This window comes from Marinobacter sp. EhC06 (genome assembly GCF_001650915.1).
Taxonomy (GTDB): Bacteria; Pseudomonadota; Gammaproteobacteria; order Pseudomonadales; family Oleiphilaceae; genus Marinobacter.
In genome coordinates, this window is sequence record NZ_LXYO01000001.1 from 434,748 (window position 1) to 458,189 (window position 23,442).

At 58.5% G+C, this 23,442-nt stretch carries 23 protein-coding genes; 6 read left to right on the forward strand and 17 right to left on the reverse strand.

The annotated features are described in order from the left end of the window. Positions 1-202: 202 nt before the first annotated feature. The 8 genes from A8B84_RS01945 to bioB form a co-directional block, all read right to left on the reverse strand. On the reverse strand, positions 203-2,002 hold the full coding sequence (locus A8B84_RS01945) for an acyl-CoA dehydrogenase C-terminal domain-containing protein (RefSeq protein ID WP_064228992.1): 1,800 nt from the start codon (positions 2,000-2,002) through the stop codon (positions 203-205). 270 nt (positions 2,003-2,272) lie between these two features. Continuing rightward, a complete protein-coding gene (locus tag A8B84_RS01950; protein WP_064228662.1) occupies positions 2,273-2,881 on the reverse strand; it encodes a putative metalloprotease CJM1_0395 family protein in 609 nt (202 codons plus the stop codon). Positions 2,882-2,963: 82 nt separating this feature from the next. After that, the gene (locus tag A8B84_RS01955) at positions 2,964-3,209 is read right to left on the reverse strand and encodes a flagellar basal body rod C-terminal domain-containing protein (protein ID WP_064228661.1); all 246 of its coding nucleotides are present in this window, start codon (positions 3,207-3,209) and stop codon (positions 2,964-2,966) included. Between the two features lie 51 nt (positions 3,210-3,260). Then, complete coding sequence (gene bioD, locus A8B84_RS01960; protein ID WP_064228660.1) at positions 3,261-3,953, reverse strand: dethiobiotin synthase; 693 nt, start codon at positions 3,951-3,953, stop codon at positions 3,261-3,263. Positions 3,954-3,975: 22 nt separating this feature from the next. Continuing rightward, entirely contained in the window at positions 3,976-4,803 is an 828-nt protein-coding gene (gene bioC / locus A8B84_RS01965) for a malonyl-ACP O-methyltransferase BioC (protein WP_064228659.1), read from the reverse strand. Further along, complete coding sequence (locus tag A8B84_RS01970; protein WP_064228658.1) at positions 4,791-5,546, reverse strand: alpha/beta fold hydrolase; 756 nt, start codon at positions 5,544-5,546, stop codon at positions 4,791-4,793. The genes bioC and A8B84_RS01970 overlap by 13 nt, the downstream gene beginning before the upstream one ends. Beyond that, a complete protein-coding gene (bioF, locus tag A8B84_RS01975; RefSeq protein ID WP_064228657.1) occupies positions 5,543-6,718 on the reverse strand; it encodes an 8-amino-7-oxononanoate synthase in 1,176 nt (391 codons plus the stop codon). Before bioF ends, A8B84_RS01970 begins: the two co-directional genes overlap by 4 nt. A gap of 241 nt (positions 6,719-6,959) precedes the next feature. After that, positions 6,960-8,018 (reverse strand): biotin synthase BioB, encoded by a 1,059-nt coding sequence (gene bioB, locus A8B84_RS01980; protein ID WP_064228656.1) that lies wholly within the window; start codon positions 8,016-8,018, stop codon positions 6,960-6,962. A gap of 41 nt (positions 8,019-8,059) precedes the next feature. Between bioB and A8B84_RS01985 the strand changes: the two genes are divergently transcribed. Further along, positions 8,060-8,803, forward strand: a complete 744-nt coding sequence (locus A8B84_RS01985) for a ComF family protein (RefSeq protein ID WP_227512756.1) — start codon at positions 8,060-8,062, stop codon at positions 8,801-8,803. A gap of 160 nt (positions 8,804-8,963) precedes the next feature. Here A8B84_RS01985 and A8B84_RS01990 read toward each other — a convergent pair whose 3' ends face one another. Next, a complete protein-coding gene (locus tag A8B84_RS01990) occupies positions 8,964-10,073 on the reverse strand; it encodes an NAD(P)/FAD-dependent oxidoreductase (protein WP_064228654.1) in 1,110 nt (369 codons plus the stop codon). Between the two features lie 149 nt (positions 10,074-10,222). Here A8B84_RS01990 and A8B84_RS01995 point away from each other — a divergent pair, with 149 nt between their 5' ends. Genes A8B84_RS01995 through cmoB form a run of 5 tightly spaced genes read left to right on the forward strand, consistent with a single transcriptional unit; the run spans position 10,223 to position 13,843 of the window. After that, positions 10,223-10,648 (forward strand): hypothetical protein, encoded by a 426-nt coding sequence (locus A8B84_RS01995; RefSeq protein WP_082905036.1) that lies wholly within the window; start codon positions 10,223-10,225, stop codon positions 10,646-10,648. An 11-nt stretch (positions 10,649-10,659) separates the two neighbouring features. Continuing rightward, the gene (locus A8B84_RS02000; protein WP_064228653.1) at positions 10,660-11,676 is read left to right on the forward strand and encodes a serine/threonine protein kinase; all 1,017 of its coding nucleotides are present in this window, start codon (positions 10,660-10,662) and stop codon (positions 11,674-11,676) included. 34 nt (positions 11,677-11,710) lie between these two features. After that, the gene (locus A8B84_RS02005) at positions 11,711-12,079 is read left to right on the forward strand and encodes a hypothetical protein (RefSeq protein ID WP_064228652.1); all 369 of its coding nucleotides are present in this window, start codon (positions 11,711-11,713) and stop codon (positions 12,077-12,079) included. Further along, a complete protein-coding gene (cmoA, locus tag A8B84_RS02010; protein ID WP_064228651.1) occupies positions 12,072-12,848 on the forward strand; it encodes a carboxy-S-adenosyl-L-methionine synthase CmoA in 777 nt (258 codons plus the stop codon). Before A8B84_RS02005 ends, cmoA begins: the two co-directional genes overlap by 8 nt. Before the next feature lie 2 nt (positions 12,849-12,850). Further along, complete coding sequence (gene cmoB / locus A8B84_RS02015) at positions 12,851-13,843, forward strand: tRNA 5-methoxyuridine(34)/uridine 5-oxyacetic acid(34) synthase CmoB (protein ID WP_064228990.1); 993 nt, start codon at positions 12,851-12,853, stop codon at positions 13,841-13,843. Positions 13,844-13,897: 54 nt separating this feature from the next. Here the strand turns inward: cmoB and A8B84_RS02020 are convergent, their stop codons facing one another. From A8B84_RS02020 to mutL, 8 genes are all read right to left on the reverse strand, one after another. Further along, positions 13,898-15,193 carry an adenylosuccinate synthase gene (locus A8B84_RS02020; protein WP_064228650.1) on the reverse strand — a complete coding sequence of 432 codons (1,296 nt, stop codon included), beginning with the start codon at positions 15,191-15,193 and terminating at the stop codon, positions 13,898-13,900. Between the two features lie 82 nt (positions 15,194-15,275). Next, positions 15,276-16,457 carry an ATP phosphoribosyltransferase regulatory subunit gene (locus A8B84_RS02025; protein ID WP_064228649.1) on the reverse strand — a complete coding sequence of 394 codons (1,182 nt, stop codon included), beginning with the start codon at positions 16,455-16,457 and terminating at the stop codon, positions 15,276-15,278. A gap of 174 nt (positions 16,458-16,631) precedes the next feature. Then, positions 16,632-17,507: a protease modulator HflC gene (gene hflC / locus A8B84_RS02030; protein WP_064228648.1), complete on the reverse strand. Its 876-nt coding sequence runs from the start codon at positions 17,505-17,507 to the stop codon at positions 16,632-16,634. A 2-nt stretch (positions 17,508-17,509) separates the two neighbouring features. Continuing rightward, a complete protein-coding gene (gene hflK, locus A8B84_RS02035; RefSeq protein WP_064228647.1) occupies positions 17,510-18,697 on the reverse strand; it encodes an FtsH protease activity modulator HflK in 1,188 nt (395 codons plus the stop codon). 83 nt (positions 18,698-18,780) lie between these two features. After that, positions 18,781-20,079, reverse strand: coding sequence for a ribosome rescue GTPase HflX (gene hflX / locus A8B84_RS02040; RefSeq protein WP_064228646.1), 1,299 nt, complete (start codon positions 20,077-20,079; stop codon positions 18,781-18,783). Between the two features lie 118 nt (positions 20,080-20,197). Continuing rightward, positions 20,198-20,449, reverse strand: coding sequence for an RNA chaperone Hfq (gene hfq, locus A8B84_RS02045; protein WP_008170056.1), 252 nt, complete (start codon positions 20,447-20,449; stop codon positions 20,198-20,200). 33 nt (positions 20,450-20,482) lie between these two features. Further along, the gene (gene miaA / locus A8B84_RS02050) at positions 20,483-21,451 is read right to left on the reverse strand and encodes a tRNA (adenosine(37)-N6)-dimethylallyltransferase MiaA (protein WP_264753881.1); all 969 of its coding nucleotides are present in this window, start codon (positions 21,449-21,451) and stop codon (positions 20,483-20,485) included. A 64-nt stretch (positions 21,452-21,515) separates the two neighbouring features. Beyond that, positions 21,516-23,426, reverse strand: a complete 1,911-nt coding sequence (mutL, locus tag A8B84_RS02055; RefSeq protein ID WP_064228644.1) for a DNA mismatch repair endonuclease MutL — start codon at positions 23,424-23,426, stop codon at positions 21,516-21,518. Positions 23,427-23,442: the final 16 nt, after the last annotated feature.

The following is a 23,442-nucleotide window of genomic DNA, read 5'->3' on the forward strand; positions in this document are numbered from 1 at the left end:
TCCAAAAATTCTGTCAGTCTGTTCAGGTGGCAATGGGGCCGTCATTCCGGCCAGTCACACCTGCTCGGGCTATGTGTCCGCTGAAGATTATTTTTATGGGCGCCTATTCTACCCTAAAAGCGGACCGCAACTCATGAAAAAAGCCCGCCTCCGGGGAGCGCGGGCTTTCTGTCCTCTGGAACCGTCCTTCGGTGCCCGCGCCTTAGATGGCGAAGGCTTCCTCCGGCATGTCCATCAGGCTGTCAGCGCCAGCCAGCATGCTCTCAGCGTGGCCCCTGGCCCGGGGCAGCATACGCTTGAAGTAGAAGCGCGCGGTCTGGATCTTGGCGTTGTAGAACATTTCCTCGGTAGTGCCCTCAACCATCTTGTCCAGAGCAACCTTGGCCATACGGGCCCACAGGTAGGCAAACACGGCGTAACCGGAGTACATCAGGTAGTCCACAGAGGCCGCGCCCACTTCCTCACGGTTCTTCATGGCAGACATACCAATCTTGGTGGTCAGCTCGCCCCATTCCTTGTTCATGGCCGCCAGCGGCTCGATGAATTCCTTCAGCTGCTCGTCTTCCGCGTTTTCCTTGCAGAACAGGTGCACCTGCTTGGTGAAGCCCTTCAGGGATTCGCCCTGGGTCATCAGAACCTTGCGGCCCAGCAGATCCAGCGCCTGGATGCCGGTGGTGCCTTCGTAGATCATGCCGATGCGGGCGTCACGAACGTTCTGCTCCATGCCCCACTCGGAGATAAAGCCGTGACCACCGAATACCTGCATGCCCAGGTTGGCTGCCTCGTAACCGATTTCGGTCAGGAACGCCTTGGCGATCGGTGTCAGGAAGCCCAGCGCCTCATCGGCCGCCTTGCGCTCTTCTTCGGTCTTGCCGCTGTGAACAACGTCTGCCTGCTGCGCGGTCAGGTAAATCAGGGCGCGGGCGCCTTCGGCAACCGCCTTCTGTGTCAGCAGCATGCGACGAACGTCCGGGTGAACAATGATCGGATCGGCGATGCCTTCCGGATTCTTCGGACCGCTCAGTGAACGCATGGCCAGACGCTCTTTGGCGTAGGCGAGTGAACCCTGGAAGCCCAGCTCGGCGGCACCCAGCCCCTGGATCGCGGTACCGATACGGGCGGTGTTCATGAAGGTGAACATGCAATTCAGGCCTTTATTCTCCGGCCCGATCAGCCAGCCCTTGGCGCCGTCGAAGTTCATAACGCAAGTGGCGTTGCCGTGGATACCCATCTTGTGCTCGATAGAACCGCAGGAAACGGCGTTGCGCTCACCAGCAGAGCCATCTTCGTTCGGCAGGCACTTGGGCACGATGAACAGGGAGATGCCCTTGGTGCCTTCCGGTGCGCCCGGCAGACGTGCCAGAACGATGTGGACGATGTTCTCGGCCATGTCGTGCTCACCGGCAGAGATAAAGATCTTGGTACCGGTGATGGCGTAGGTGCCATCGGCATTCGGCTCTGCCTTGGTGCGCAGGGTGCCAAGATCGGAACCGCAGTGCGGCTCGGTCAGACACATAGTGCCGGTCCACTCGCCGCTGATCAGCTTGGTGAGATAAGTCTGCTTCTGCTCTTCGGTACCATGCTCTTCAATGGTGTTGGTTGCGCCGTGGCTCAGGCCCGGGTACATACCAAATGACCAGTTGGCGGTACCGACCATCTCACTCATGACCAGACCGAGGGAATGCGGCAGACCCTGGCCACCGTAGTTGGGATCGGCCGTCATGGACGGCCAGCCGCCCTCGACATATTGCTGGTAAGCTTCCTTGAAGCCAGTCGGGGTCTTTACACCGTCTTCGCTCCAGGTACAGCCTTCCTTGTCACCCACCTGGTTCAGCGGAGACAGAACCTGCTCACAGAACTTGGCACCTTCCCCGATAATGGCATCCACCATATCCGGAGTAGCGTCTTCGGCACCTTCCAGGTTGGCGTAGTGCTGCTCACTGTTCAGCAGCTCGGTCATTACGAATTTGATGTCACGCAGGGGCGCTTTGTACTCAGGCATGGAATCCACCTCGGTTCTCGGTCTCAGCTGAATCAGGTTTGACAGCTTCTGGCCTTGGGTTTGCTCAGACACCGCAACGCAGTGCGCTGCAGCCTTAATTAAACACTTGTTTGAAACATACGTTTACAGGCACAGAATTGTCAATAGCCGGATGCAAAATTTGTGTTGCGATCTGTCACCGAATCACGCGCCACAGCAGTGCATGCAGCCGGATCACAGGTATAAGTGCCGGATATCTATGGAAGGACCTGGGAGTTGGAAAATAACCGGTCAGGCAGACACCGGTTCGAAGGAGGGAGCACGGTTTTCGTCACCGCTCTGATCAGCTTCTCCCATGGCGGAAACCTCACGATAGGCATCGCTAGCAGCCCTTGATGAAGTTCCTGTTTCGGCGGCGAGCTCCGACTGGGCCTGAAGCATGATCTGCATCGCCTGAGCAGCTACCGCACGATCCTGACCGGAGGGTTCCGCCGGCGCCATGGCCGCCGCCCGGACAATCCGCATCTTCTCGATAGTCGCCTGGGGATCCCCCTGAACGGGAGACAAATCGATAGAGACTTCACCACCTACCGCATATTGCGCACCGTCCGGCCCGCGCTGATAGGTGAAAGACATGGCACCCGCATACTGACCGCCAACCGCCTGGTGCGCGGCTTCGTGGGCACGAACCTCACGGTCCCGTGCTTTCAGCTCGGTGAGTTGTTTCAGCTCTTGTTCAGACAGGCCCTGCGGGTTATCGGAATTCTGGCCATCAGGTTTCGACTGGGGGTTTTCCCGTGCAGACTCGGCTTTACCGGAAGCCTCAGTGGATCTGGCTTCAGCAGCAGGCGTCTCGGGCTCCGCCGCTGCCGAACCAGTTGGCTGGACCCGTGGCGACACCTGCCCTTGAAAAGAGACCCCGGGGGAAAATGGAGGAACAGGAGGGAGAGAGGAAAGCACGAGCTCGGCGCCCTTTCAGCTATCAGGCCATGATATCCAGGAGTGTTCCAAGTGTTTCGTCCGCGGTTTTTACCACCTGGGCGGACGCTTCAACACTGCGCTCGTAGATTTTGAGATCAACAATGGGCTCAACAAGACTGCCCGCACCTTCTGCGGTTCCCTGGGGTCCATCGGTGCCAGCACGGGCAATCTTGCGGGCGGCATTCTCCATGCCGACCATGCCATCCTGAATACCCTGGATCCCAACTGCGAGAGTGTTACTGATCATAACTGCGCTGCCCGATGACCATTAATTGACTTAATTAAGCCACATATCTGGTCAATTTTCAAACAGCCCATCAATATTAAGATAACCAGCAAGCATTTCCGGCCGCGCCTGCTCCAACCACGGAAGAATACCCAGGCAGGGCGCCCCCATGTGGTTAACCAGGTAATTCAGGGTGTCCTGCTCGCAACTCATGGGCTCGGATTCGGTCCGATTCGCAACCCACCCCGCCAGCCGCAAACCGTCATTCCTGATAGCTTCCGCCGTCAGCAAGGCATGGTTGATACAACCCAGGCGGAGCGAAACCACCAGAATAACCGGCATGTTCAGCTGGCGCGGAAACTCCGAATAGGTTTCCCGATCGTTGAGAGGGACCCGCCAGCCGCCGGCACCCTCCACCAGCAGCATGTCTGCAGGACGAATCTGCAAACCACGGCAGAACCCGACAAGGCGGTCGGAGGTAATGTGACGCCCGGCCTGCTCAGCGGCCACGTGAGGGGCAATGGCCGGTTCCAACGCCACCGGGTTGATCAGTTCATAGGCCAATGGCTCCGTAATCGCATTCTGCAAAATCAGGGCATCTTCGTTGCGAAGGCCTTCGGGCGTTCGATCGCAACCAGACGCAATGGGCTTCATCGCCAGGGTGTGCTTCCCCATGGCCCTGGCCGCGTGAAGAATGGCTGCGGATACCAGAGTTTTTCCAACCCCCGTGTCGGTGCCCGTTACAAAAAAGGATTGCTTGGCCATTATTATTCCCAGTCAACGAGTCCTATGGTTTCTGCCAGTAAATCCAGGCAGCTTCATAACTTGCCATGATAGTGCCGTCCGGCTCTTTGGGGTACTGCCTGCACATTGCTCGCAATCTCCCGGGTGCCGTGACCGCTCTTCGCCGACCAGCGCCGCGAAAACCCGCCCCAAGATGGCGAAGCTCACCAGCCAGGGCCATCGGCGACTCGTAGGGTAAACTGATGGTGCGGCTTTCAACAACGGCATCCGGCAACTCGGCACGCACCTTGGCCTGCAAGGCAAGCTCGGTCTCGAAACGATTTACGTGCTGATGATCAGGGTCCGCCGCATGCCAGGCCGCTTTCAGCTCTCGAAGTGTGCCATCCAGCAGCGTGGAGACCATGAGAAATCCACCGGGACGCAGAATCCGCTGACATTCCTTGAGCACCGCACGGGGGTCATCACACCACTGAATCATCAGGTTGCTGAAGATCAGGTCCACGCTGTCACTGAGTAAAGGCAGATGCTCCGCATCGCCCACAATCCAGTCAATTCCTCCAGGCCCATTCTCACGAGCCCGCTCCAGCATACCCAGTGACAGATCAACACCGACCAGCGCTCCAATGCGCTCAGTATCAGCGAACTTGCGGGTAAACCAGCCTGTGCCACAACCAAGGTCCAGGACGGTCGAATCGAATTTCTGGCCTTCGCGGGACTGGAGTTTTTGCAGCATGGTATTGCCCATGAAACGCTGCAGCCTTGAGGCACTTTCATAGGTGTCACTGGCAGTGCCAAACCCTCGGGCAATATCCGACTTCAGCGTTTCAGAAACACCGGCCGATGCACCCGGCGGACAGTTCAAAGCGCCCATGACAAAGCCTTTTGCGAGGCAAAGAACGCCTGAATAGCGCCCCAGCAGTCCGACGCCGAGCAGCCGCCTGGCCAGTGCGCCATCCCGGGGATGACCGCATGGCCACTTGAAGCGGGAAGCGAAAGATCACTGGCCCCGGACCTGACCACAATGTCATTTTCACCCATCACATGCAGGGCCGGCGTGACAAGTGAACGCCATAAAGCCCTCTGGTCGCCTGTTTCCAACCAGGCAAGACTCTTGCAGAGGTGTTCGTGAGAAACCAGGGTGCCTTTTTCGAGCCAGGGTTTGAGTCTTTGCCGCTCCCCTTTTTCATAGGCAGCACCGTTAATCATCAACAACAGAAAATGCAACCAATACCGCTGGGGCTCCCGCCGGATACCCAGGGCGAAAGCCCGGAAATCCCCTGCAGGCATTCCATGGGGCCAGCTTTCATCGGCAACAAATTTGGGAAAACCACCCAGCGTTATGGCGCAGGATACCGCGCCGGTCTGCCGCGCGGCGGCCTCCATCACAACCTGACTGCCCAGGGACCAACCCATCCAGACCGACGGCTCCGGATACAGCGACAACAGCTCATCGGTGACTTCTGAAAGAGAATCGCAACGGGCCAGTAACTCATCGTCGAGCGACACCGGCACGACTTCCCCGGGCCAGTAACCATAGAGCTCCGACAGCATCTCTGCGCGAACACCCCAACCGGCAACCACCATCAGGCGTGGACAGACCTTACCGGAACTCATATCGCCACGTCCGTCTTTTGAACCAGATGACGGCACTCGGAGAGTACGCTCAACAGACAATCGAGATTCTCCTGAGAATGTGCGGCACTGAACGTAACCCGCAAACGCGCCTCACCTACCGGAACCGTGGGCGGGCGAATCGCCGAGACCAGCAGACCTCGCTCCTCCAGCGCCTGACTCAGTGCCAGCGCATCGTGATTATCGCCAATCATGATCGGCTGGATCGGCGTACGCGACGGCATCAATTCATACCCCATGGCGGAAGCCTCCCGCCGGAACCGCGCCACCAGCCCCAACACATGATCACGACGCCCCTGATCCCGCTCAATGAGATCCAGGCTCGAAATGGTCGCCATGGCAAGCGCTGGCGGCATCGCCGTCGTATAAATATAGGTCCTGGCCTTCTGAACCAGATAATCCATCAGCATCGACGGTCCGGCCACGAATGCGCCACTGGTTCCGATCCCCTTGCCCAGGGTGCCAATCAGCACAGGTATATCCTCTTCGGACAACCCCGCTTCAGCAACACTGCCCCGCCCCTCAGGTCCGAGTACGCCAATTCCGTGAGCATCATCAACAACCAGTAACGCATCGTGGATCCGGCAGACCCGGGCCAACTCCGCCAGGGGCGCTATATCGCCGTCCATGCTGAACACGCCGTCGGTCACCACCAACTTGTGCCCGGACGTCTCAGCCAGCATCTCCTCCAGCGCTGCCACATCCCAATGGGCATAACGCCGAACCCGGGCACGGCTGAGAATGCAGCCATCGATAATGGAGGCGTGATTCAGCCGATCCGAAAAAATCGTATCGCCCCGGCCGGCCAGCGCCGAGATAACGCCCATGTTCGCCATATACCCGGTGGAAAAAAACAGCGCCGAACTACGCCCGGTGAACTCCGCCAAACGAAGCTCCAACTGGTGGTGGGCATCATGGTGACCACAGATCAGATGGGAGGCTGCGCCCCCAAGACCTGTCTCCGGAAGCGCATTACGGAGGGCCTCGATATTGGCAGGATTATTGGCAAGGCCAAGGTAATCATTACTGCAGAACGACAACAAAGGTTTGCCGTCAGCAATGATAGAGGGCCTCTGAGGACCGGCTACATGCCGACGCGTCCGGTACAGACCGGCCTGTTTCCGCTCTTCGAGTTCAAGGGCAAAGTCCCGCACGATAGCACCTGGAGGTTAACTCAACGGTCCGGGCAACGAGCGGGTAAGGCTCCCCGGGATTGTAGAGGGCCAAGGATGGCCCGAAACAAGCGCACATGGGTGAGGCCGAGCGCCGATGAAGCGAAGCTTCATGCGACAGCCGAACGACAGCAATCTGTGATTGCTGGCTGGACCCCACCGGGGTGCTTGTAGCGTATCCCGGGGAGCCTTACCCGCTCGTTGCTTCCCCAAGATCAAAGGCTCAGGCAGATTCCCGAGTAGCGTCATAGAACATGTGACGAGTCCCCTCATACTCCACGGCCTCGACAATCGCCTCCTCTTCCTGCTCCTCCGAGGCACACTGCTCCCGCTGTTCAGGCCGGATCCCCAGACGCTTGAACAGCAGCATATCGGCATCAGCCTCAGGGTTGGCGGTGGTCAGCAGTTTCTCACCGTAGAAGATCGAGTTGGCGCCCGCCATGAAACAAAGAGCCTGCATCTGCTCATTCATGTTCTCACGGCCCGCCGACAGACGAACGTGGGAAGCCGGCATCATGATCCGCGCCACCGCAATGATGCGGATGAACTCGAATGGATCCAGATCTTCCATATCCTCCATGGGCGTACCTTTCACCTTCACCAACATGTTCACCGGCACACTCTCCGGATGATGAGGCAGGTTTGCCAACTGCATCAGCAGACCAACCCGGTCATCTTCATCTTCGCCCATGCCCATAATGCCGCCGCAGCAGACTTTCATGCCGGCCTTGCGAACATTGTCCAGCGTATCCAGACGATCCTGGTAGGTACGCGTGGTGATAATGTGGCTGTAGTACTTCTCAGAGGTATCCAGGTTGTGGTTGTAGTAATCCAGCCCGGCATCGGCCAGTTCCACCGCCTGCTCTTCTTTCAGCATGCCAAGCGTCATGCAGGTCTCAAGCCCCAAGGACTTCACCTGTTTGACCATGTCCAGAACATAAGGCATGTCTTTCTTGGAAGGACTGCGCCAGGCGGCGCCCATGCAAAACCGGGAAGCCCCCTTCTGCTTCGCGGCCTTGGCTTCCGCCACCACCTTTTCAATTTCCAGCAGCTTTTCTTTCTCAAGGCCAGTGTTGTAATGACCGCTCTGCGGGCAGTACTTGCAGTCTTCCGGGCAGGCGCCGGTCTTGATCGACAGCAGAGTGCTTACCTGCACTTCATTCGGGTCGAAGTGCTGGCGATGCACGCTCTGGGCACGGAACAGAAGATCGTTGAAGGGGAGCTCGAAAAGCTCGCGGGCTTCCTGCAGCGTCCAGTCGTGGCGGAGTTCTGTAGCGGTCATGTAAAAGTCCTGTTAACCTTTCCCGGTCTCTGGGTTTACGGATGAATCAGATGATAAAGGGACTGAACTGGCTGTCAACCTTCATGGAGCAAAAGGTTAACAGCGTAAAGCAGGGCGGACTCTGCGTCGCCTGCCTTTCCCCCAACGCTTTCAATGGGTTATGCCAGCCTTGCCGGGACGATTTGCCGGTTAACCGCTGGCACTGTCGCTGCTGCGCCCTGCCCCTGGCTTATCCATCCTCGGACCTGCTCTGTGGCGACTGCCTGAAGCACCCTCCACCCTTCGAGACGTCCTTTATTCCCTGGCGTTACCAGTATCCGCTGGATGGCATGATTGGCCGTTATAAATACAATGGCCAACGTAAGTTTGGCCGGCCGCTGATGTCGGATTTCGCCGGCTTGCTTGAGCAGGCATTACAGGATGGCAGGATCACGAGGCCAGCGGCGTTGGTGCCTGCACCAATGGATGCCCGGCGACGGCGCCGAAGGGGATTCAATCAGGCCCAGGACATTGCCGAAACTATCGCGGGCCAGCTGAACATTCCTGTAGCTACCGGGGTGGTCGAGCGCGTCCGGCGGGTTCGTGCGCAGCGGGAATTGAACCGTGAGGCGCGGCTTGCGAATCTGCGCGGGGTGTTTGAGGTCGTTTCTGAGGTGCCTGAGCGGGTCGCCATTGTGGATGATGTGGTAACGACAGGGGCGACGGTTCGGGTTTTGGCTTCGGTTCTGCGGGAGGCCGGGGCTCGTGAGATTCAGGTTTGGGCTCTGGCCCGGACACCCGGCTAGAGCGATTGACCGCATTTACCTCGGAGCATGCGCCGGGCGGGATAGCCTTCCCGGGATACGCTACGAGCACATCCATGTGCGCTTGTTTCGGGCCATCCATGGCCCTCTACAATCCCGGGAAGGCTATCCCGCCCGGCGCCCTCACCTACGAGTAGACTGATCAGACCAGTTTTTTCTGAACCAGATCTGCGATCGCCAAACTGCTAGTCAGGCCTGGAGATTCGATACCGAAAAGGTTAACCAACCCAGTCAGGCCATGATCTTCAGGTCCCTCGATTCGAAAATCCGCAAAGCCGCCCGCAGGGCCCGCCAGCTTGGGCCGGATGCCAGCATAGGCAGGTTGAAGTCGGGCCGGGTCGAGGTGTGGCCACCATTGGCGGATGCCTCTGGCAAAGGTTTCCTGGCGGTTTGGGTCGACGGTGTAGTCTTCCGTTTCGATCCACTCCACGTCGGGGCCAAAACGGGCCTGGCCGGCGAGGTCGAGGGTGAGGTGAACACCGAGGCCTCCGGGTTCCGGGACCGGGTAGATCAGGGTTTTGAAGGGTGTTCGGCCGCTGTAGCTGAAGTAGACGCCCCTGGCGAACCACTGCCGGGGTTTGTATTCATCCGGCAGGCCGGCCCAGATTTTTGCCAGCGGGACAGCGGCGAGTCCGGCGGCGTTGACGACGTTTTTCGCTTTCAGAGTCAGCGGATGGTCGCCTCCCACGTGAAGACGATGCCAGTGGTTGTCCGATTCAGCGGCCACCACGGGCGACCGGAGGACGAGTTGGCCGCCGGCATCCTGGAGCTCGCCGAGCAAAGAGAGCATCAAACCATGGCTGTCGACGATTCCGGTTTCCGGCGACCAGAGTCCCGAACTGGCGTGGATTTCCGGCATTTCCCGGGTAATTCGGTCTGCATCATGCAGAGCCAGAGCTACACCGTTGCGCGCTGCAGCGGCCTGAATATCCCGGAGTTTACTATTCTGTGATTCGTCGGCCGCTACAATCCATTTGCCGCATTTCCGGTGTTCGACTTTATGGCTCCGGCAATATTCGTAGAGCCGCTGTCGGCCTTCAACGCACAGTTCCGCTTTCAGTGACCCTTCCGGGTAGTAGATGCCGGCATGAATGACTTCGCTGTTGCGGGAGGATATGCCCTCACCAAAGCGGCTCGCGGCTTCCAGTACAATCACTTCATGTCTGGCTCTGGCCAGGGCTCGGGCAATGGCAAGCCCAACGACACCGGCGCCGATTACAACGGTCTGGTTTTCAAGGACTTCTGTCGACACTTACGCTTGCCCCGGCTCAACTGACAACGCACTGAGCTTACCCCATCCTGCCATCCCTGCAAAAACCGGCCCGGGAAGGCTCAACACATTACTCGAGAGCCCATACCGGTTATACTTGCAGCCGAAAAGTAGTGCATGGAGCCCGGCTTATGATGTCTGACAGGAAGCAGTTTGTTCTGGTAATGGTGGTGGCCGCCCTGTTTGTCGGGTGGCTCGGCTGGCGTGGCTTTGAGGTAATCAGCCTTAATGAGCGACTGAAATCCGATGAAGTAGTTGCCAGCTATCCCTACAAGCACCGGGTGCTCCGGGTGGAAGGTGACACTGCCATTATGAGCTCTTTGCGGTCCCACACGACATCGACCCACAAGGCCCTGAGTGCGGTATTTCCGAGCATGCGCAATCTTGGCGACAGCCATCGGGACTGGCAGCGGGCAGAACGCGAGCTGGCGCAGGTGCAGGCCCGTGCCGGGGACGTGGTTCTTGGGGCGTCTGGCATCAGCCGAATCCGCTGGGAACTGGATGAAAACTGGTACCATCTGCAATCCATGAAATCCAAATACGACACAAGGCTCTGAAACGTCCCTTTATGACCCATGACCCCACAGTTGCGGCATCCTCCCACCCCTATGACTCCCTCACGCCGGATACCATTCTGGATGCGATGGAGGAAGCCGGGTTTGCGGTAAGTGGCCGCCTGTTCGCACTGAACAGCTATGAAAACCGGGTCTATCAGGTGGGGCTGGACGAGGGGGCACCGGTCATAGCCAAATTTTACCGTCCCGGTCGATGGACCGAGGCGGAAATCCGGGAGGAGCATGACTTCACCCTGGAGCTTTTGCAGGCGGATATTCCGGTTGTAGCCCCGATGGAACTGGCTTCCGGCGACACCTTGGGGTGCCATGGCGAATTCCTGTTCGCGGTTTTTCCACAGCGTGGCGGTCAGGCGCCAGACACCAGTGTAACCGACACCCTCTACCGTCTGGGCCAGTGGCTTGGCCAGATTCACAACATTGGCGCCAAAAAACCTTTTGCGCATCGCTCCACCATGGACTTGCTTGACGGCATTGACGCCAGCAACCGGCTTCTGCTGGAAGGCGGCTGGATTCCGGCGGATCTCAGGCCCGCCTGGGACAGTCTGATCCCGGACCTGCAAAGGCTCTGTGCCGCTCGAATTGATGAAGCCGGCCCGGTGGAAACCCTGCGGCTTCATGGCGACTGCCACGCCGGCAATATTCTTTGCCGCGACGAGCAAATGCTGTTCGTGGACCTGGACGATTGCCGAACGGGCCCTGCTATTCAGGATATGTGGTTACTACTGAACGGCGACGAGTTCGAGCGCGGCGCCCAGCTTGGCGAATTGCTGGAAGGTTACGAGATGTTCCGTGATTTCAATCGTCGTGAACGCCATCTGATTGAGCCCTTGCGCTGCTACCGACAAATCGCGCACTGTGCCTGGCTGGCCAAACGCTGGGATGATCCTGCCTTTCCACGCTTTTTCCCCTGGTTTGCCCAGCCACGTTTCTGGTCAGACCAGGTTCTCTCGCTTCGGGAACAGCTATCCGCCCTGCAGTCCCCGGCCATCACGGTACCGGGGCAGTACTGAACAACACTTTAAATTCGTTTGATTCGAGGTAGGCATGAGCCAGAATGAGGCCCGTTACACTGTCCGCAGTCTGATCGTAACCGCACTGGTTGCGGTGATCGTTACCGTTCTTGCGCTGGAAATGAGTGGCAAGATCAGCCACAGCGACAACAAGGACCACATGCCGGTTGGCGATTTCCAGGCCATTCATGTGACCGAGGACGATCCGTTCCGGATGTCACCCAAAGCGTCGGAATTACATGCGGTCTGCGAAAATGGCTACCTGGCGATTGCCGCCGATGTGGACCCGTCGTTCCGGGGAATCCTGGTGGACTATAAAAACCGGGGTGTGCGTTGCTCCCGGCCATCACCGACAGGCCCTGCCGTTCCACCCTCCCCCGAGGTACCAGATTCCAATGGTTAAATCCCGAAAGCCGTCGGAGGCACCCGAGCAGGTGACGGACCGGCTGTTTGCCACAGAACGCCGGCCAGAGGATTTCCGATTCGACGCATCAGTAGCCAGGGTGTTCCCCGATATGATCCGCCGTTCTGTGCCGGGCTACACCACCATCATTCCGATGATCGAGGTCATCACCGAACAATACGCTCAGCCAGCTTCCCACTGTTATGACCTGGGCTGCTCCCTGGGCGCCTCGACCCTGGCGATGCGTCACGGCATTTCCCATGGGGATTGCACTCTGGTCGGTGTGGATAACTCCAGCGCCATGATCGAACGCTGCGAGCATTACATTGCCCTTGACGACAGCGCCCTCCCTGTCACCCTCAGGTGCGAGGATATTCTGGACACCGAACTGAGCAACGCCTCGGTAACCACGCTGAATTTCACTTTGCAGTTTGTCGATCCGGGAAAACGGGCCAGTCTGCTCAAGCGAATTGCCGATGCCACACTTCCCGGCGGCGTCCTGATCCTGTCGGAGAAAATCCGCTTTGAGTCCGAAGACGAGCAGGCCATTCAGACCCGGCTGCACCACGAATTCAAGCGCGCCAACGGCTATTCGGATCTCGAAATCAGCCAGAAGCGCACGGCCATCGAACAGGTACTGATCCCCGAGACACTGGCGGCTCACAAGGCACGACTGCTGACGGCGGGCTTCAATGATGTGGTGGTGTGGTACCAGTGCTTCAACTTTGTTTCCATGCTCGCCATCAAGGCCAACCAAACCACCGAATGACCATGGCAGATTTTGACTGGAAAGCCCGATTCGGGCCAATCATCAATGAACTCGCGGAAGACGGCCTGGATCACTGGGCCACTGTACTCCGGCAGCAACTGGTTCACCGCTTCGAAGACCGCCCCCATGGCGATCTGGACCGCTGGCAGGCTGCCCTGGACCGCCTGCCCAACCTTGAGCAGGTGGAGGCGCAGCTGGACCGCTCTGCCGTTTCCCTGAACTCCCCCCAGCCCCTGACTGAAGAGCAACAGGAACAACTGGAGCTGGGATTACGCGGCCTGATGCCGTGGCGCAAGGGGCCCTTCGATTTTTTCGGTACCCACATCGATACCGAGTGGCGCTCCGACTGGAAGTGGGACCGGGTGTCTCCGTACCTTTCAGACCTGGCCGGTCGCCGGATACTGGATGTGGGTTGCGGCTCTGGCTACCACTGCTGGCGCATGCTGGGCGAAGGTGCCAGCCGGGTGATTGGCATCGACCCGGGGCTCCTGTTCCTGTTCCAGTTCTTCAGCGTCAAGGATTACCTCGGCGACGTCCCCGTCGATCTGCTGCCCATCAGGATGGAAGACCTGCCGGCAGATCTTGAAACCTTCGACACCACCTTTTCCATGGGTGTCCTTTATCATCGCCGCTCGCCGCTGGACCATCTGCTGGAGCTCAAGGGAACACTACGCCGGGGTGGCGAGCTGGTGCTGGAAACGCTCGTGGTGGAAGGCCCCGAGGGCTTCAGCCTGATGCCCGAGGATCGCTACGGTCAGATGCGAAATGTCTGGTTCCTGCCCAGCTGCGACACACTGCTGCGCTGGCTCGACCGCACCGGCTTCCGCAATGCCCGGATGGTGGATGTAACCGAGACCACCACCGAGGAACAGCGCAGTACTGACTGGATGCGCTTCAATTCCCTGCAGGATTTTCTGGATCCGGACGACCCTTCAAAAACCGTGGAAGGATACCCGGGCCCACTTCGGGCCACCGTGATTGCCGAGAAGCCCTGAACACGAAAAAACCGCCGTGCCTTTCGGCAGGGCGGTTTTTTTATCCGTCAGCGATTACTCGCCAAACGGATGACGAAGCGTAATGGTTTCAATACGATCCGGACCGGTGGAGATCACGTCGATAGGCGCCTCGATCTGCTCTTCCAGGAAACGGATGTAGGCCTTGGCGTTCTCCGGCAGCTGATCGACGCTGGTCAAGCCAACGGTGCTCTCACTCCAACCCGGCAGCTCCTCGTAGACTGGCTCGATGTCCTTGTAACTGTCGCAGCCAATGGGCGGTCGGAAAATCTCGCCATTCGGGGTCTTGTAACCGACACACACCTTCACGGTCTCGAGTCCGTCCAACACGTCGAGCTTGGTCAGACAGATGCCGGACACGCTGTTGATCTGGATGGCGTGGCGAAGCGCCACGGCATCGAACCAGCCACAGCGCCGTGCGCGCCCGGTTGTGGTTCCAACTTCGTTGCCCTTAACGGCCAGATGCTGGCCCATATCGTCAAACAGCTCGGTGGGGAACGGACCGGAACCCACACGGGTGGTGTAGGCCTTGGTGATACCCAGCACGTAGTCCAGGAATAGCGGGCCGAAACCGGAGCCAGTGGCGGTGCCGCCGGCGGTGGTGTTGGAGGAGGTCACGTACGGGTAGGTACCCAGGTCGATATCCAGCAGTGAGCCCTGCGCACCCTCGAACAGGATGTTCTCACCACGCTTGCGGAAATCGTGCAGCATGTCAGTGACATCCGCCGCCATGGGCAGGATTTCCTCACCCATCTGTTTCAGCTCTTCCAGGGCTGCATCAATGTCTTCCGCTTCTTCCTTGAAGTACTCGGTCAGAATGAAGTTGTGGTACGACATGATTTCCCGCAGCTTCATTTCAAAGTCAGCAGGATTACACAGATCACCCAGGCGCAAGCCACGACGGGATACCTTGTCTTCATAGGCGGGACCGATTCCGCGACCGGTGGTGCCGATCTTGTCGACACCCCGAGCTCGTTCCCGAGCCTGATCAATGCGGACGTGGGTACGCAGAATGATCGGACATGCCAGACTGATGCGAAGGCGATCGCGCACTGCCACGTCATTGGCTTCCAGCTCTCGTACTTCTTTCAACAGGGCCTCGGGTGACAGGACGACACCGTTACCGATCAGGCAATAGACGTGCTGCCGCAGGATACCGGAAGGAATCAGGTGAAGCGCTGTTTTCTTGCCGTCAATTACCAGGGTATGGCCGGCATTATGCCCGCCCTGGAAGCGAACAACCGCTGCGACCTTGTCAGTCAGCAGGTCAACAATCTTACCCTTGCCTTCATCACCCCATTGGGTGCCCAGCACAACAACGTTTTTACCCATGATTCTCTCTCAATGCGGCTGCCCCGAAGGACAGGCGTTTCGCAAGTTTACCTGTAAATGAATTCACCGAGGCCCGGGGGCATCAGCCCAGCGTCTGCACGACCCATTGGCCGTTCTGTTTAATCAGCTCCCGGTCACAGCCTCTGACGGCCGGATTCACACCCTCATCTTCTGGCAGGGCCCGGACAACGGTTTCCGTCATTCTCAGACCGGAGATCACGCCCTCCAGGGCCGGGTCGTCATCCGCCGGTGCCCAGACAGCGCCCGCTTTGCGTGCCACCCGTTCTCCGAGCGAGACCAGTGACCGTATATCGAGACTGAACCCGGTTGCCGGGCGGGCCCGGCCGAAATCACTGCCAATGGCATCATAACGACCACCCTTCGCCACGGAATCACCATGGCCAGGCACATAGGCCGCAAACACAAGCCCGGTGTGGTAGTTGTAGCCGCGGAGCTCACAGAAATCGAACCCGAAACTGATGTCCGGATAGTCCCGGCTCAACATGTCGGACACCCGCCCGAGCTGATCGAGTGCGGCATCAAGACTGTCGGACGCCCCCTGCAGGATCCGGCGCGCTTCGCTTAAGGCTTCGGGACCACCGCTGACACGGGCAAGCTCTCGCAGGCGAGCGCCAGCTGAACCAGAGGCGCATTGACCAAGCAGTTCGTTAAGCTCGGGAACCGATTTGCGGGCCATGGCATCGAAAATGGCGCTCTCAGTGTCCCTGTCAAAATCCGCCTCGCCAATCAGGCTCTCGTAGATGGCCACATGGGCCAGATCCAGATGGATACGCGGCAAACCGGCCACCCGGAGTGTTTCCAGCATCAGGCTGATCACTTCCATATCCGCCGCTTCCGAGCCACTGCCAAACAGTTCGCAGCCGGCCTGGATGGGGGTGCGACCTGTCAGCATGTGCCTTGGCCGGGTATGGAGTACGTGACCTGCATAGCACAGGCGGGTGATCCCTTCCTGACCCAGTGTATGGGCATCAATGCGGGCGGCCTGAGGCGTCATATCGGCGCGCACACCCATCATGCGACCTGTCAGTTGATCGGTCAGCTTGAAGGTCTGCAGCTCCAGATCATGCCCGGTTCCGGTAAACAGGGATTCGAGATATTCGATGAGCGGTGGGATTACCAGCTGATAACCCCAGCGCTGGCAGGTATCCATTACATCCCGACGCAGGGATTCGATCCGTCCGGCCAGTGGCGGCAGAATATCCTCTACCCCGTCTGGCAGTAACCAGCGATCAGATACTGTCATGAGATTCCGTTGTCCGTTATATCCGCTCCGGCGCAGTCGGCGGGGGGATCACACAGGATTTAAGGCGGCACTCGTTAAAAAGCCCGACACAAAACCGCCAGAATTTTACACGGTTGTCGGGCACAAAAAAACCGGAATACCGAGGTATTCCGGTTTTTGCTGTCGGGCTCCGATTTACTGGGCGCCCTGGGGGTCGTTCAGGAATTTCATGAACGCGCTGTTGGAATCGATCACCATGATGTCATCCTTGCTCATGAAGGTGTTGCGATACGCCTGCAGACTGCGATAGAAGCTGTAGAATTCCGCGTTGGAGCCATAAGCATCGGCGTAAATTCTGGCAGCCTCACCATCACCTTCACCCCGGGTTTCTTCTGACTGGGCGAAAGCTTCTGCAAGAATTACGGTTCTCTGGCGATCTGCATCAGCCCGGATACCTTCGGCCAACTCACGACCACGGGAACGGAATTCCTGGGCCAGCTTCTCACGCTCGGTCGCCATCCTGCGGTAAACGTTTTCACTGACCTGCCCGGGGAACTCGATGGCCTTGACCCGGATATCCAGCACCTCGATACCAAATTCGCTCTGGGCTGTCTGGTTTACCCTGTCCCGGAGGGTATGCATGAGCTCATCCCGCTGGCCGGAAACCACTTCAACCATGGTCCGGATACCGAACTCGTCACGCAGCCCGTTATCGACACGGGAGGCAAGCAGAGACTGGGCACGGAACTCATCACCACCGGTTGCCCGGTAGAATTGGTCCACATCCCGGATCTTCCAGGCAATATAGGAGTCCACATCCAGCGGCTTCTTCTCCACGGTCAGATACTGCCGCGATGGCAGATCCATGGTCAGAACCCGGATATCGAATTCACGTACCTGGTCGATGACCGGAACCTTGAAATGGATACCCGCCTGGATGTCGGTTTCTACCAGCTCACCAAACCGGAGCAGAACACCCCGATGGGTTTCCGGAATGATGTACACACTGGACAGCACCAGCAGGACAACGATAAGGGCGCCTGCAAGGCCCACTACACCTTTAGGTCCCATAATTATCTGCTCCTCCGAACGGTCGTATCCTGCCTGGTTCGCAGTTCCTGAAGAACCTGATCAGTCAGGGTCTGGATGTCCACGTTACCCTGGTTGCTGCCGGAAGAAGATCCACCGGTGCGCGGCAGGGAGCCCTGAGTCAGGCGATCAAGCGGCAGGTACATCATGTTGCCGCTGCTTTCCGTGTCCACCAGGATCTTGCTGCTGTTGGCCAGCACTGTCTCGAGGGTCTGCAGATACATTCGCTCTCTGGTGACGGTCGGAGCCATCTGATACACCGCCAGCAACTCGTTGAAGCGCGCAGTTTCACCTCGCGCCCGCTCAATAACTTCTTCTTTGTAGGCGTTTGCTTCTTCAATCATGCGTTGCGCCTGACCACGAGCCTCCGGCACGACCTTGTTTCGGTAGGTTTCGGCTTCTTCCTTGACTCTCTGCTCATCCTCTCGGGCACGCTGTACCTCACGGAAGGCATCCTGAACCGGCGCGGGAGGCTGCGTACTCTCCACGTTCACTCGCACTAGCTCAAGACCGGTCCCATAGTCTTTCAGGAAGGTCTGGAGTCTTTGTTCAACACGGACAGCCAGTTCCGCACGACCTTCGGTCAAAACGTCATCGAGGGTTGAACTGCCAACCTCGTGACGGATAGCACTGTCGGTCGCGAACGCCAGCGCCTGATTCGAGTCTCTGACATTCAGGACGTAGGCTTCGGCATTGCCAACGCGATACTGGACCTGCAGATCAACAGTCACCAGGTTTTCGTCCTGGGTCAGCATCTGGCCGCTGGACTCAGCAGTCCGAACGCTGGTTACTCGCACCTTGGTGACGCTGTCGATCAGTGGCACCTTGAATCTCAGACCAGGATTCGCGGTCTGGTGATATTCACCGAATCGAAGCACAACCGCCCTTTCCTGTTCGTCCACGGTGTAAAACGACTGGAAGATGACATAGCCGACCACCAGGATGCCTGCCAGCGCGAGGATGGCCCCGAAGCCGCCAGCGCTTCCGCCGCCACTGCCACCGCTGCCGCCGGATTTACCACCCTTGCCGCCGAGCATCTTGTTGAGCTTGTCGAGACCCTTTTTCAGTGCCTCATCGAGGTCTGGCGGCCCCTGATCATTGCCGCGTCGACCACCACCGGTACCCCAGGGGTCATTGTCGTTACGGTTTCCACCCGGTTCGTTCCAGGCCATAGTGCTCTCCGTTACTGACTTATAGATAGAATGGCTGCAAATACTAGGGATTTATCTCCGCCCCGGCAATAGCCGCGGCGGTTTCATGCGTGTCCAGCGTCCAGCCTTACTGAATTTTCGTTAACTCCGGCCCGGCTGAGCAGTTGCTGCCAGTCCCGATTCTGCAATCGCACTTCGACAACCGTATCGCCGGAATCCCGGTACTCCTCGCTCAATACCGAACCTGCTTCATGTAGCAGCGCGCGTAACTTTCCATCCGCGGGACCAAGCAGAACGAAGTGATGAACAACATCTTCTGCCACCCGTTCAACGATTGCATCGAACAGGCCGTCGAGACCTTCACCGGTTACCGCTGACACCCAGGCCCGCACCGGAACACCGTCTTCATTGCGCTCAACCCGTGGTGTGAAGTTTTCCAGCAAATCAATCTTGTTGAACACTTGCAGCATGGGAATCTCATCTGCCCCGATCTCGGCCAGAACCTCTTCAACCTGCTCAATATTCTCGTCGCGACGCGGATCGTGGCTGTCGATGATATGCAGCAGCAGACTTGCCTGCGTGGTTTCCTCCAGCGTGGCCCGGAAAGCCTCAACCAGTTTGTGCGGAAGATGGCGGATGAACCCTACGGTGTCCGCCATTACGACCGGCCCGATATCCGGAAGTTCCAGCCTCCGCAGAGTCGGATCCAGCGTGGCAAATAGCTGATCTGCAGCATATACGGACGAAGTGGTAATACGGTTGAATAATGTCGATTTACCGGCATTGGTATAACCGACCAGCGACACCGTGGGAATGTCAGCCCGCTGACGAGCTCTTCGACCCTGGTTTCGCTGGCGACGTACCTTTTCGAGGCGCTTGTGGATGGACTTGATCCGCTCCCGCAATAGACGGCGATCGGTTTCCAGCTGGGTTTCACCTGGCCCGCGAAGCCCGATACCGCCTTTCTGTCGCTCAAGGTGGGTCCAGCCCCGAACCAGGCGCGTGGACATGTGCTCGAGCTGCGCCAACTCCACCTGAAGTTTACCTTCGTGAGTCCGTGCCCGCTGAGCGAAGATATCGAGAATCACACCGGTGCGGTCCAGCACACGGCATTTGAGCTCATGCTCAATGTTGCGCTCCTGACGCGGACTCAACGCATGATTGAACAACACGACGTCGGCTTCATTCGCGGCTACCGCATCGCGAATCTCTTCCAGCTTGCCCTCACCGACGAAAAATCTCGGGCTGGGCTGTTTGCGGGACCCGGTAACGGTGCAAACCGGTTCAACACCAGCAGATGTTACCAGTTCGCGGAATTCACCGGGGTCTTCGGTGCCATCGTGGGCAGTAAAATCGATGTGGACGAGTACCGCGCGCTCACCGACATCAGGACGTTCAAACAATTGGCATCAACTCCGGGGCAATCAGACTATGAGTGTCATAAAAACAAACACCCGCGGCCACAAGACCCCTCAACGGGATCTTCTGGAGCGCGGGTGGCAAGACCGGGAAGCGGATGAATCAGTCTTCAGACTCGCCCTCTCCTCCCGGCGCCTGCTGCGGAATACGAACATTGCGGGCAGGCACCACAGTGGAAATAGCGTGCTTGTAGACCATCTGGCTGACAGTATTTTTCAGCAAAATCACGAACTGGTCGAAAGACTCGATCTGGCCCTGAAGTTTGATACCGTTGACCAGAAAGATGGAAACCGGAATGCGTTCCTTGCGCAATGCATTAAGGTAAGGGTCTTGTAACGAATGCCCTTTTGACATGTGTTTTCTCCTGTTTTTAGTAAATGCAGATCGTCATTTGTCAAATTTAAATGTGGTGCGAACTCGGATTTTTTTCAAGGCTGCCTCAACGATAAGTTTGTCGTCGCTGTCCAGCCAGTCCACATCGGACCACTTGCGCAACCAGGTCAACTGCCGCTTGGCCAGTTGGCGTGTTGCTGCCACTCCCTTGCTGACAAATGTCTCGTAATCGTCTTCCCCGGACAAATAACTCCAGGCCTGGCGATATCCGACACAACGCATGGAAGGGAGATCAGGGTGCAAGTCTTCCCTGAGCATCAGTGCCCGCACTTCGTCGAGAAAGCCTGCATCCAGCATTTTCAGGAAACGCAGACGAATTCGCTCATGAAGCACTCGCCGCTCCGGCGGCATCATGGCAAGCTGAACAACAGTATACGGAAGCAAAGATGTTTCGTCTGCCTGCCAGCGAGTGAAATAGGTGTAATCCTCAATATCGCCGCCTTCCGCCGCTGCCGTTGGTTGTCCCCCCGAATCGGGTTCGGCCTTCCAGAATTCGGAAATCGGCTTACCGGTGAGACGCAGGACTTCGAGGGCCCGCATCAGACGCTGCCGGTTATTGGGATGGATGCGCTCAGCTGCGACCGGATCACTGACTCGTAGTTCCTCGTGCAGGGCCTCCCAGCCCCGCTCTTCGGCCTCTCGCTCCAGGGCCAGTCGAACGGTGGGGCTTGCCGAAGGCAGGCCGGACATACCATGGAGCAGCGCTTTGAAATACATCATGGTGCCGCCTACGAGCAGGGGGATTCGGCCAGCAGCCGTTATTTCCGCCATCGCTGCCAGGGCGTCCCGACGGAAATCCGCGGCGGAGTATGTTTCCGCCGGATCGCAGATATCAATCAACCGGTGGGGTGCGCGTGCCAGTTCGGCAGCGGTTGGTTTGGCCGTACCGATGTCCATGCCACGATAGATCATGGCAGAGTCCACGCTGATAATTTCGCAAGGCAGGTGGTCACAGAGCGCCATGGCCAGGTCGGTTTTACCCGAGGCCGTGGGGCCCATCAGAAAGATGGCAGGGGGCAGCGACACCTCATCGCCCCCGTAGGAACAGCTTGTCCAGTTCGGACATGGTCACCAGGGTCCATGTCGGCCGGCCGTGGTTGCACTGACCGCTTCGTTCAGTGGCTTCCATATCCCGGAGCAGTGAATTCATCTCGGGTATGGTGAGCTGCCGGTTGGCGCGCACGGACCCATGGCACGCCATGGTTCCCAGCAATTCGTGGGTCACCGCTTCAACCCGGTCACTCTGTCCGTGCTCAATCAGATCGGCCAGTACGTCACGCACCAATTGCTCGGTATCGGCACCACGCAAGAGCGCGGGCACCTGCCGCACCGCCAGGGTCTCCGGGCCAATGCGCTCAATCTGCAAGCCGAGTTTTTGCAGCTCTTCACCATGACTCTCGGTCAGGGCTGCCTCTTTCTGGCTGACCGCCAACGACAGCGGCACCAGCAACGGTTGGCTTTTCAGATCCTGCTCGGCGAGCGCACGTTTCATCCGCTCGTAGGTAATGCGTTCATGGGCCGCGTGCATGTCCACCACGATCAGACCCGCGCGACCCTGGGCAAGAATGTAGATCCCATGCAGCTGGGCAATGGCATAACCCAGCGGCGGCTCATGATCACTATCAACGGGCGGCGTGGGCATTGGCGTAGCAACGCCATCGCCGGAGGGCATGGGCTGTTGCCCCTCGCTACCGCCGCCGGCATTCAGGGATTGGTAGAACGCCATCTGATCACTGGCGCGCCATTCCTGTTGCGGCTGGGACTGACCACCAAAGCCGGCACCGGAGCCACCCGGATGGCCGTAATTTGGCATTGCTGGCTGGCCGTTCCAGGAAGCCTCCGCCGCAACGCCTGCTGCAGGAGGCGGTTCATGGACCTGGGCCGACGCTTCTCGACCAAAGGACTGCGCCACCGCACCGCGAAAATGATCGTCCGGTCGCACATCGGCCAACGCCTTGTGCAAGGTTCTGAAAATGAAATCGTGAACCAGGCGACCATCACGGAACCGCACTTCGTGCTTGGTCGGATGGACATTCACATCCACGGTCGCGGGGTCGACTTCCAGGTAGAGTACAAAGGCGGGATGCCGGTTATTATAGAGCACATCCCGGTAGGCCTGGCGCACTGCGTGGGCCACCAGGCGGTCACGGATAACGCGTCCATTGACAAAGAAATACTGGAGGTCCGCCTGACTGCGGGAAAACGTAGGCAGGGCGACCCAGCCCCAGAGCCGCAACCCGGTGGCTTCAGCATCGATAACCACCGCGTTATCTATGAATTGCTGGCCACACAGGGCGCCAATGCGCCGCTCCCGGTCAAGAGCCGATTCGGCCGGCCTCAGACTCTGAACAACACGCTGATTGTGGCGCAGGGTAAAACCGGCATCAAAGCGGCTCAGGGCCTGCCGGCGCACGCACTCTTCGACATGGTTGAATTCGGTTTTTTCGGTGCGCAGGAATTTACGACGGGCCGGGGTGTTAAAGAACAGATCCCGCACTTCCACGGTGGTTCCGACCGGATGAGCGGCAGGCGAAATTCTCGCATCCATTTCCCGGCCCTCGACTTCCACCCGGGAAGCCGCTTCCTGCGATTCGGTCCTTGAAGTGAGGGTTAGCCGTGAGACAGAACTGATACTGGCAAGCGCTTCCCCGCGAAAGCCAAGGGACGCCACGGCTTCGAGGTCATCCAGACTGGCGATCTTGCTGGTGGCGTGACGACTCAGCGCCAGAGGCAGATCGTCTTCCTCGATACCACTGCCATCATCCCTGACGCGAATCAGCTTGACGCCGCCCTGCTCGACTTCAACATCGACCCGGTTGGCACCGGCATCCAGGGCGTTTTCAACCAGTTCTTTGACGACAGACGCGGGGCGCTCCACCACCTCACCCGCGGCAATCTGGTTCGCGAGCCGTGGTGACAGCAATCGAATGGGGGGCATGTTACGGAAAAACCTC

Excerpts from the sequence above, each read along its gene's own strand:
- A8B84_RS01945 (WP_064228992.1), bottom strand. The coding sequence starts at position 2,002 with ATGCCTGAGTACAAAGCGCCCCTGCGTGACATCAAATTCGTAATGACC.
- A8B84_RS01955 (WP_064228661.1), bottom strand. The coding sequence starts at position 3,209 with ATGATCAGTAACACTCTCGCAGTTGGGATCCAGGGTATTCAGGATGGC.
- bioD (WP_064228660.1), bottom strand. The coding sequence starts at position 3,953 with ATGGCCAAGCAATCCTTTTTTGTAACGGGCACCGACACGGGGGTTGGA.
- bioC (WP_064228659.1), bottom strand. The coding sequence starts at position 4,803 with ATGGGCGCTTTGAACTGTCCGCCGGGTGCATCGGCCGGTGTTTCTGAA.
- A8B84_RS01970 (WP_064228658.1), bottom strand. The coding sequence starts at position 5,546 with ATGAGTTCCGGTAAGGTCTGTCCACGCCTGATGGTGGTTGCCGGTTGG.
- bioB (WP_064228656.1), bottom strand. The coding sequence starts at position 8,018 with ATGACCGCTACAGAACTCCGCCACGACTGGACGCTGCAGGAAGCCCGC.
- A8B84_RS01985 (WP_227512756.1), top strand. The coding sequence starts at position 8,060 with ATGAATCAGATGATAAAGGGACTGAACTGGCTGTCAACCTTCATGGAG.
- A8B84_RS01995 (WP_082905036.1), top strand. The coding sequence starts at position 10,223 with ATGATGTCTGACAGGAAGCAGTTTGTTCTGGTAATGGTGGTGGCCGCC.
- A8B84_RS02000 (WP_064228653.1), top strand. The coding sequence starts at position 10,660 with ATGACCCATGACCCCACAGTTGCGGCATCCTCCCACCCCTATGACTCC.
- A8B84_RS02005 (WP_064228652.1), top strand. The coding sequence starts at position 11,711 with ATGAGCCAGAATGAGGCCCGTTACACTGTCCGCAGTCTGATCGTAACC.
- cmoA (WP_064228651.1), top strand. The coding sequence starts at position 12,072 with ATGGTTAAATCCCGAAAGCCGTCGGAGGCACCCGAGCAGGTGACGGAC.
- cmoB (WP_064228990.1), top strand. The coding sequence starts at position 12,851 with ATGGCAGATTTTGACTGGAAAGCCCGATTCGGGCCAATCATCAATGAA.
- A8B84_RS02020 (WP_064228650.1), bottom strand. The coding sequence starts at position 15,193 with ATGGGTAAAAACGTTGTTGTGCTGGGCACCCAATGGGGTGATGAAGGC.
- A8B84_RS02025 (WP_064228649.1), bottom strand. The coding sequence starts at position 16,457 with ATGACAGTATCTGATCGCTGGTTACTGCCAGACGGGGTAGAGGATATT.
- hflC (WP_064228648.1), bottom strand. The coding sequence starts at position 17,507 with ATGGGACCTAAAGGTGTAGTGGGCCTTGCAGGCGCCCTTATCGTTGTC.
- hflK (WP_064228647.1), bottom strand. The coding sequence starts at position 18,697 with ATGGCCTGGAACGAACCGGGTGGAAACCGTAACGACAATGACCCCTGG.
- hfq (WP_008170056.1), bottom strand. The coding sequence starts at position 20,449 with ATGTCAAAAGGGCATTCGTTACAAGACCCTTACCTTAATGCATTGCGC.
- miaA (WP_264753881.1), bottom strand. The coding sequence starts at position 21,451 with ATGGCGCTCTGTGACCACCTGCCTTGCGAAATTATCAGCGTGGACTCT.
- mutL (WP_064228644.1), bottom strand. The coding sequence starts at position 23,426 with ATGCCCCCCATTCGATTGCTGTCACCACGGCTCGCGAACCAGATTGCC.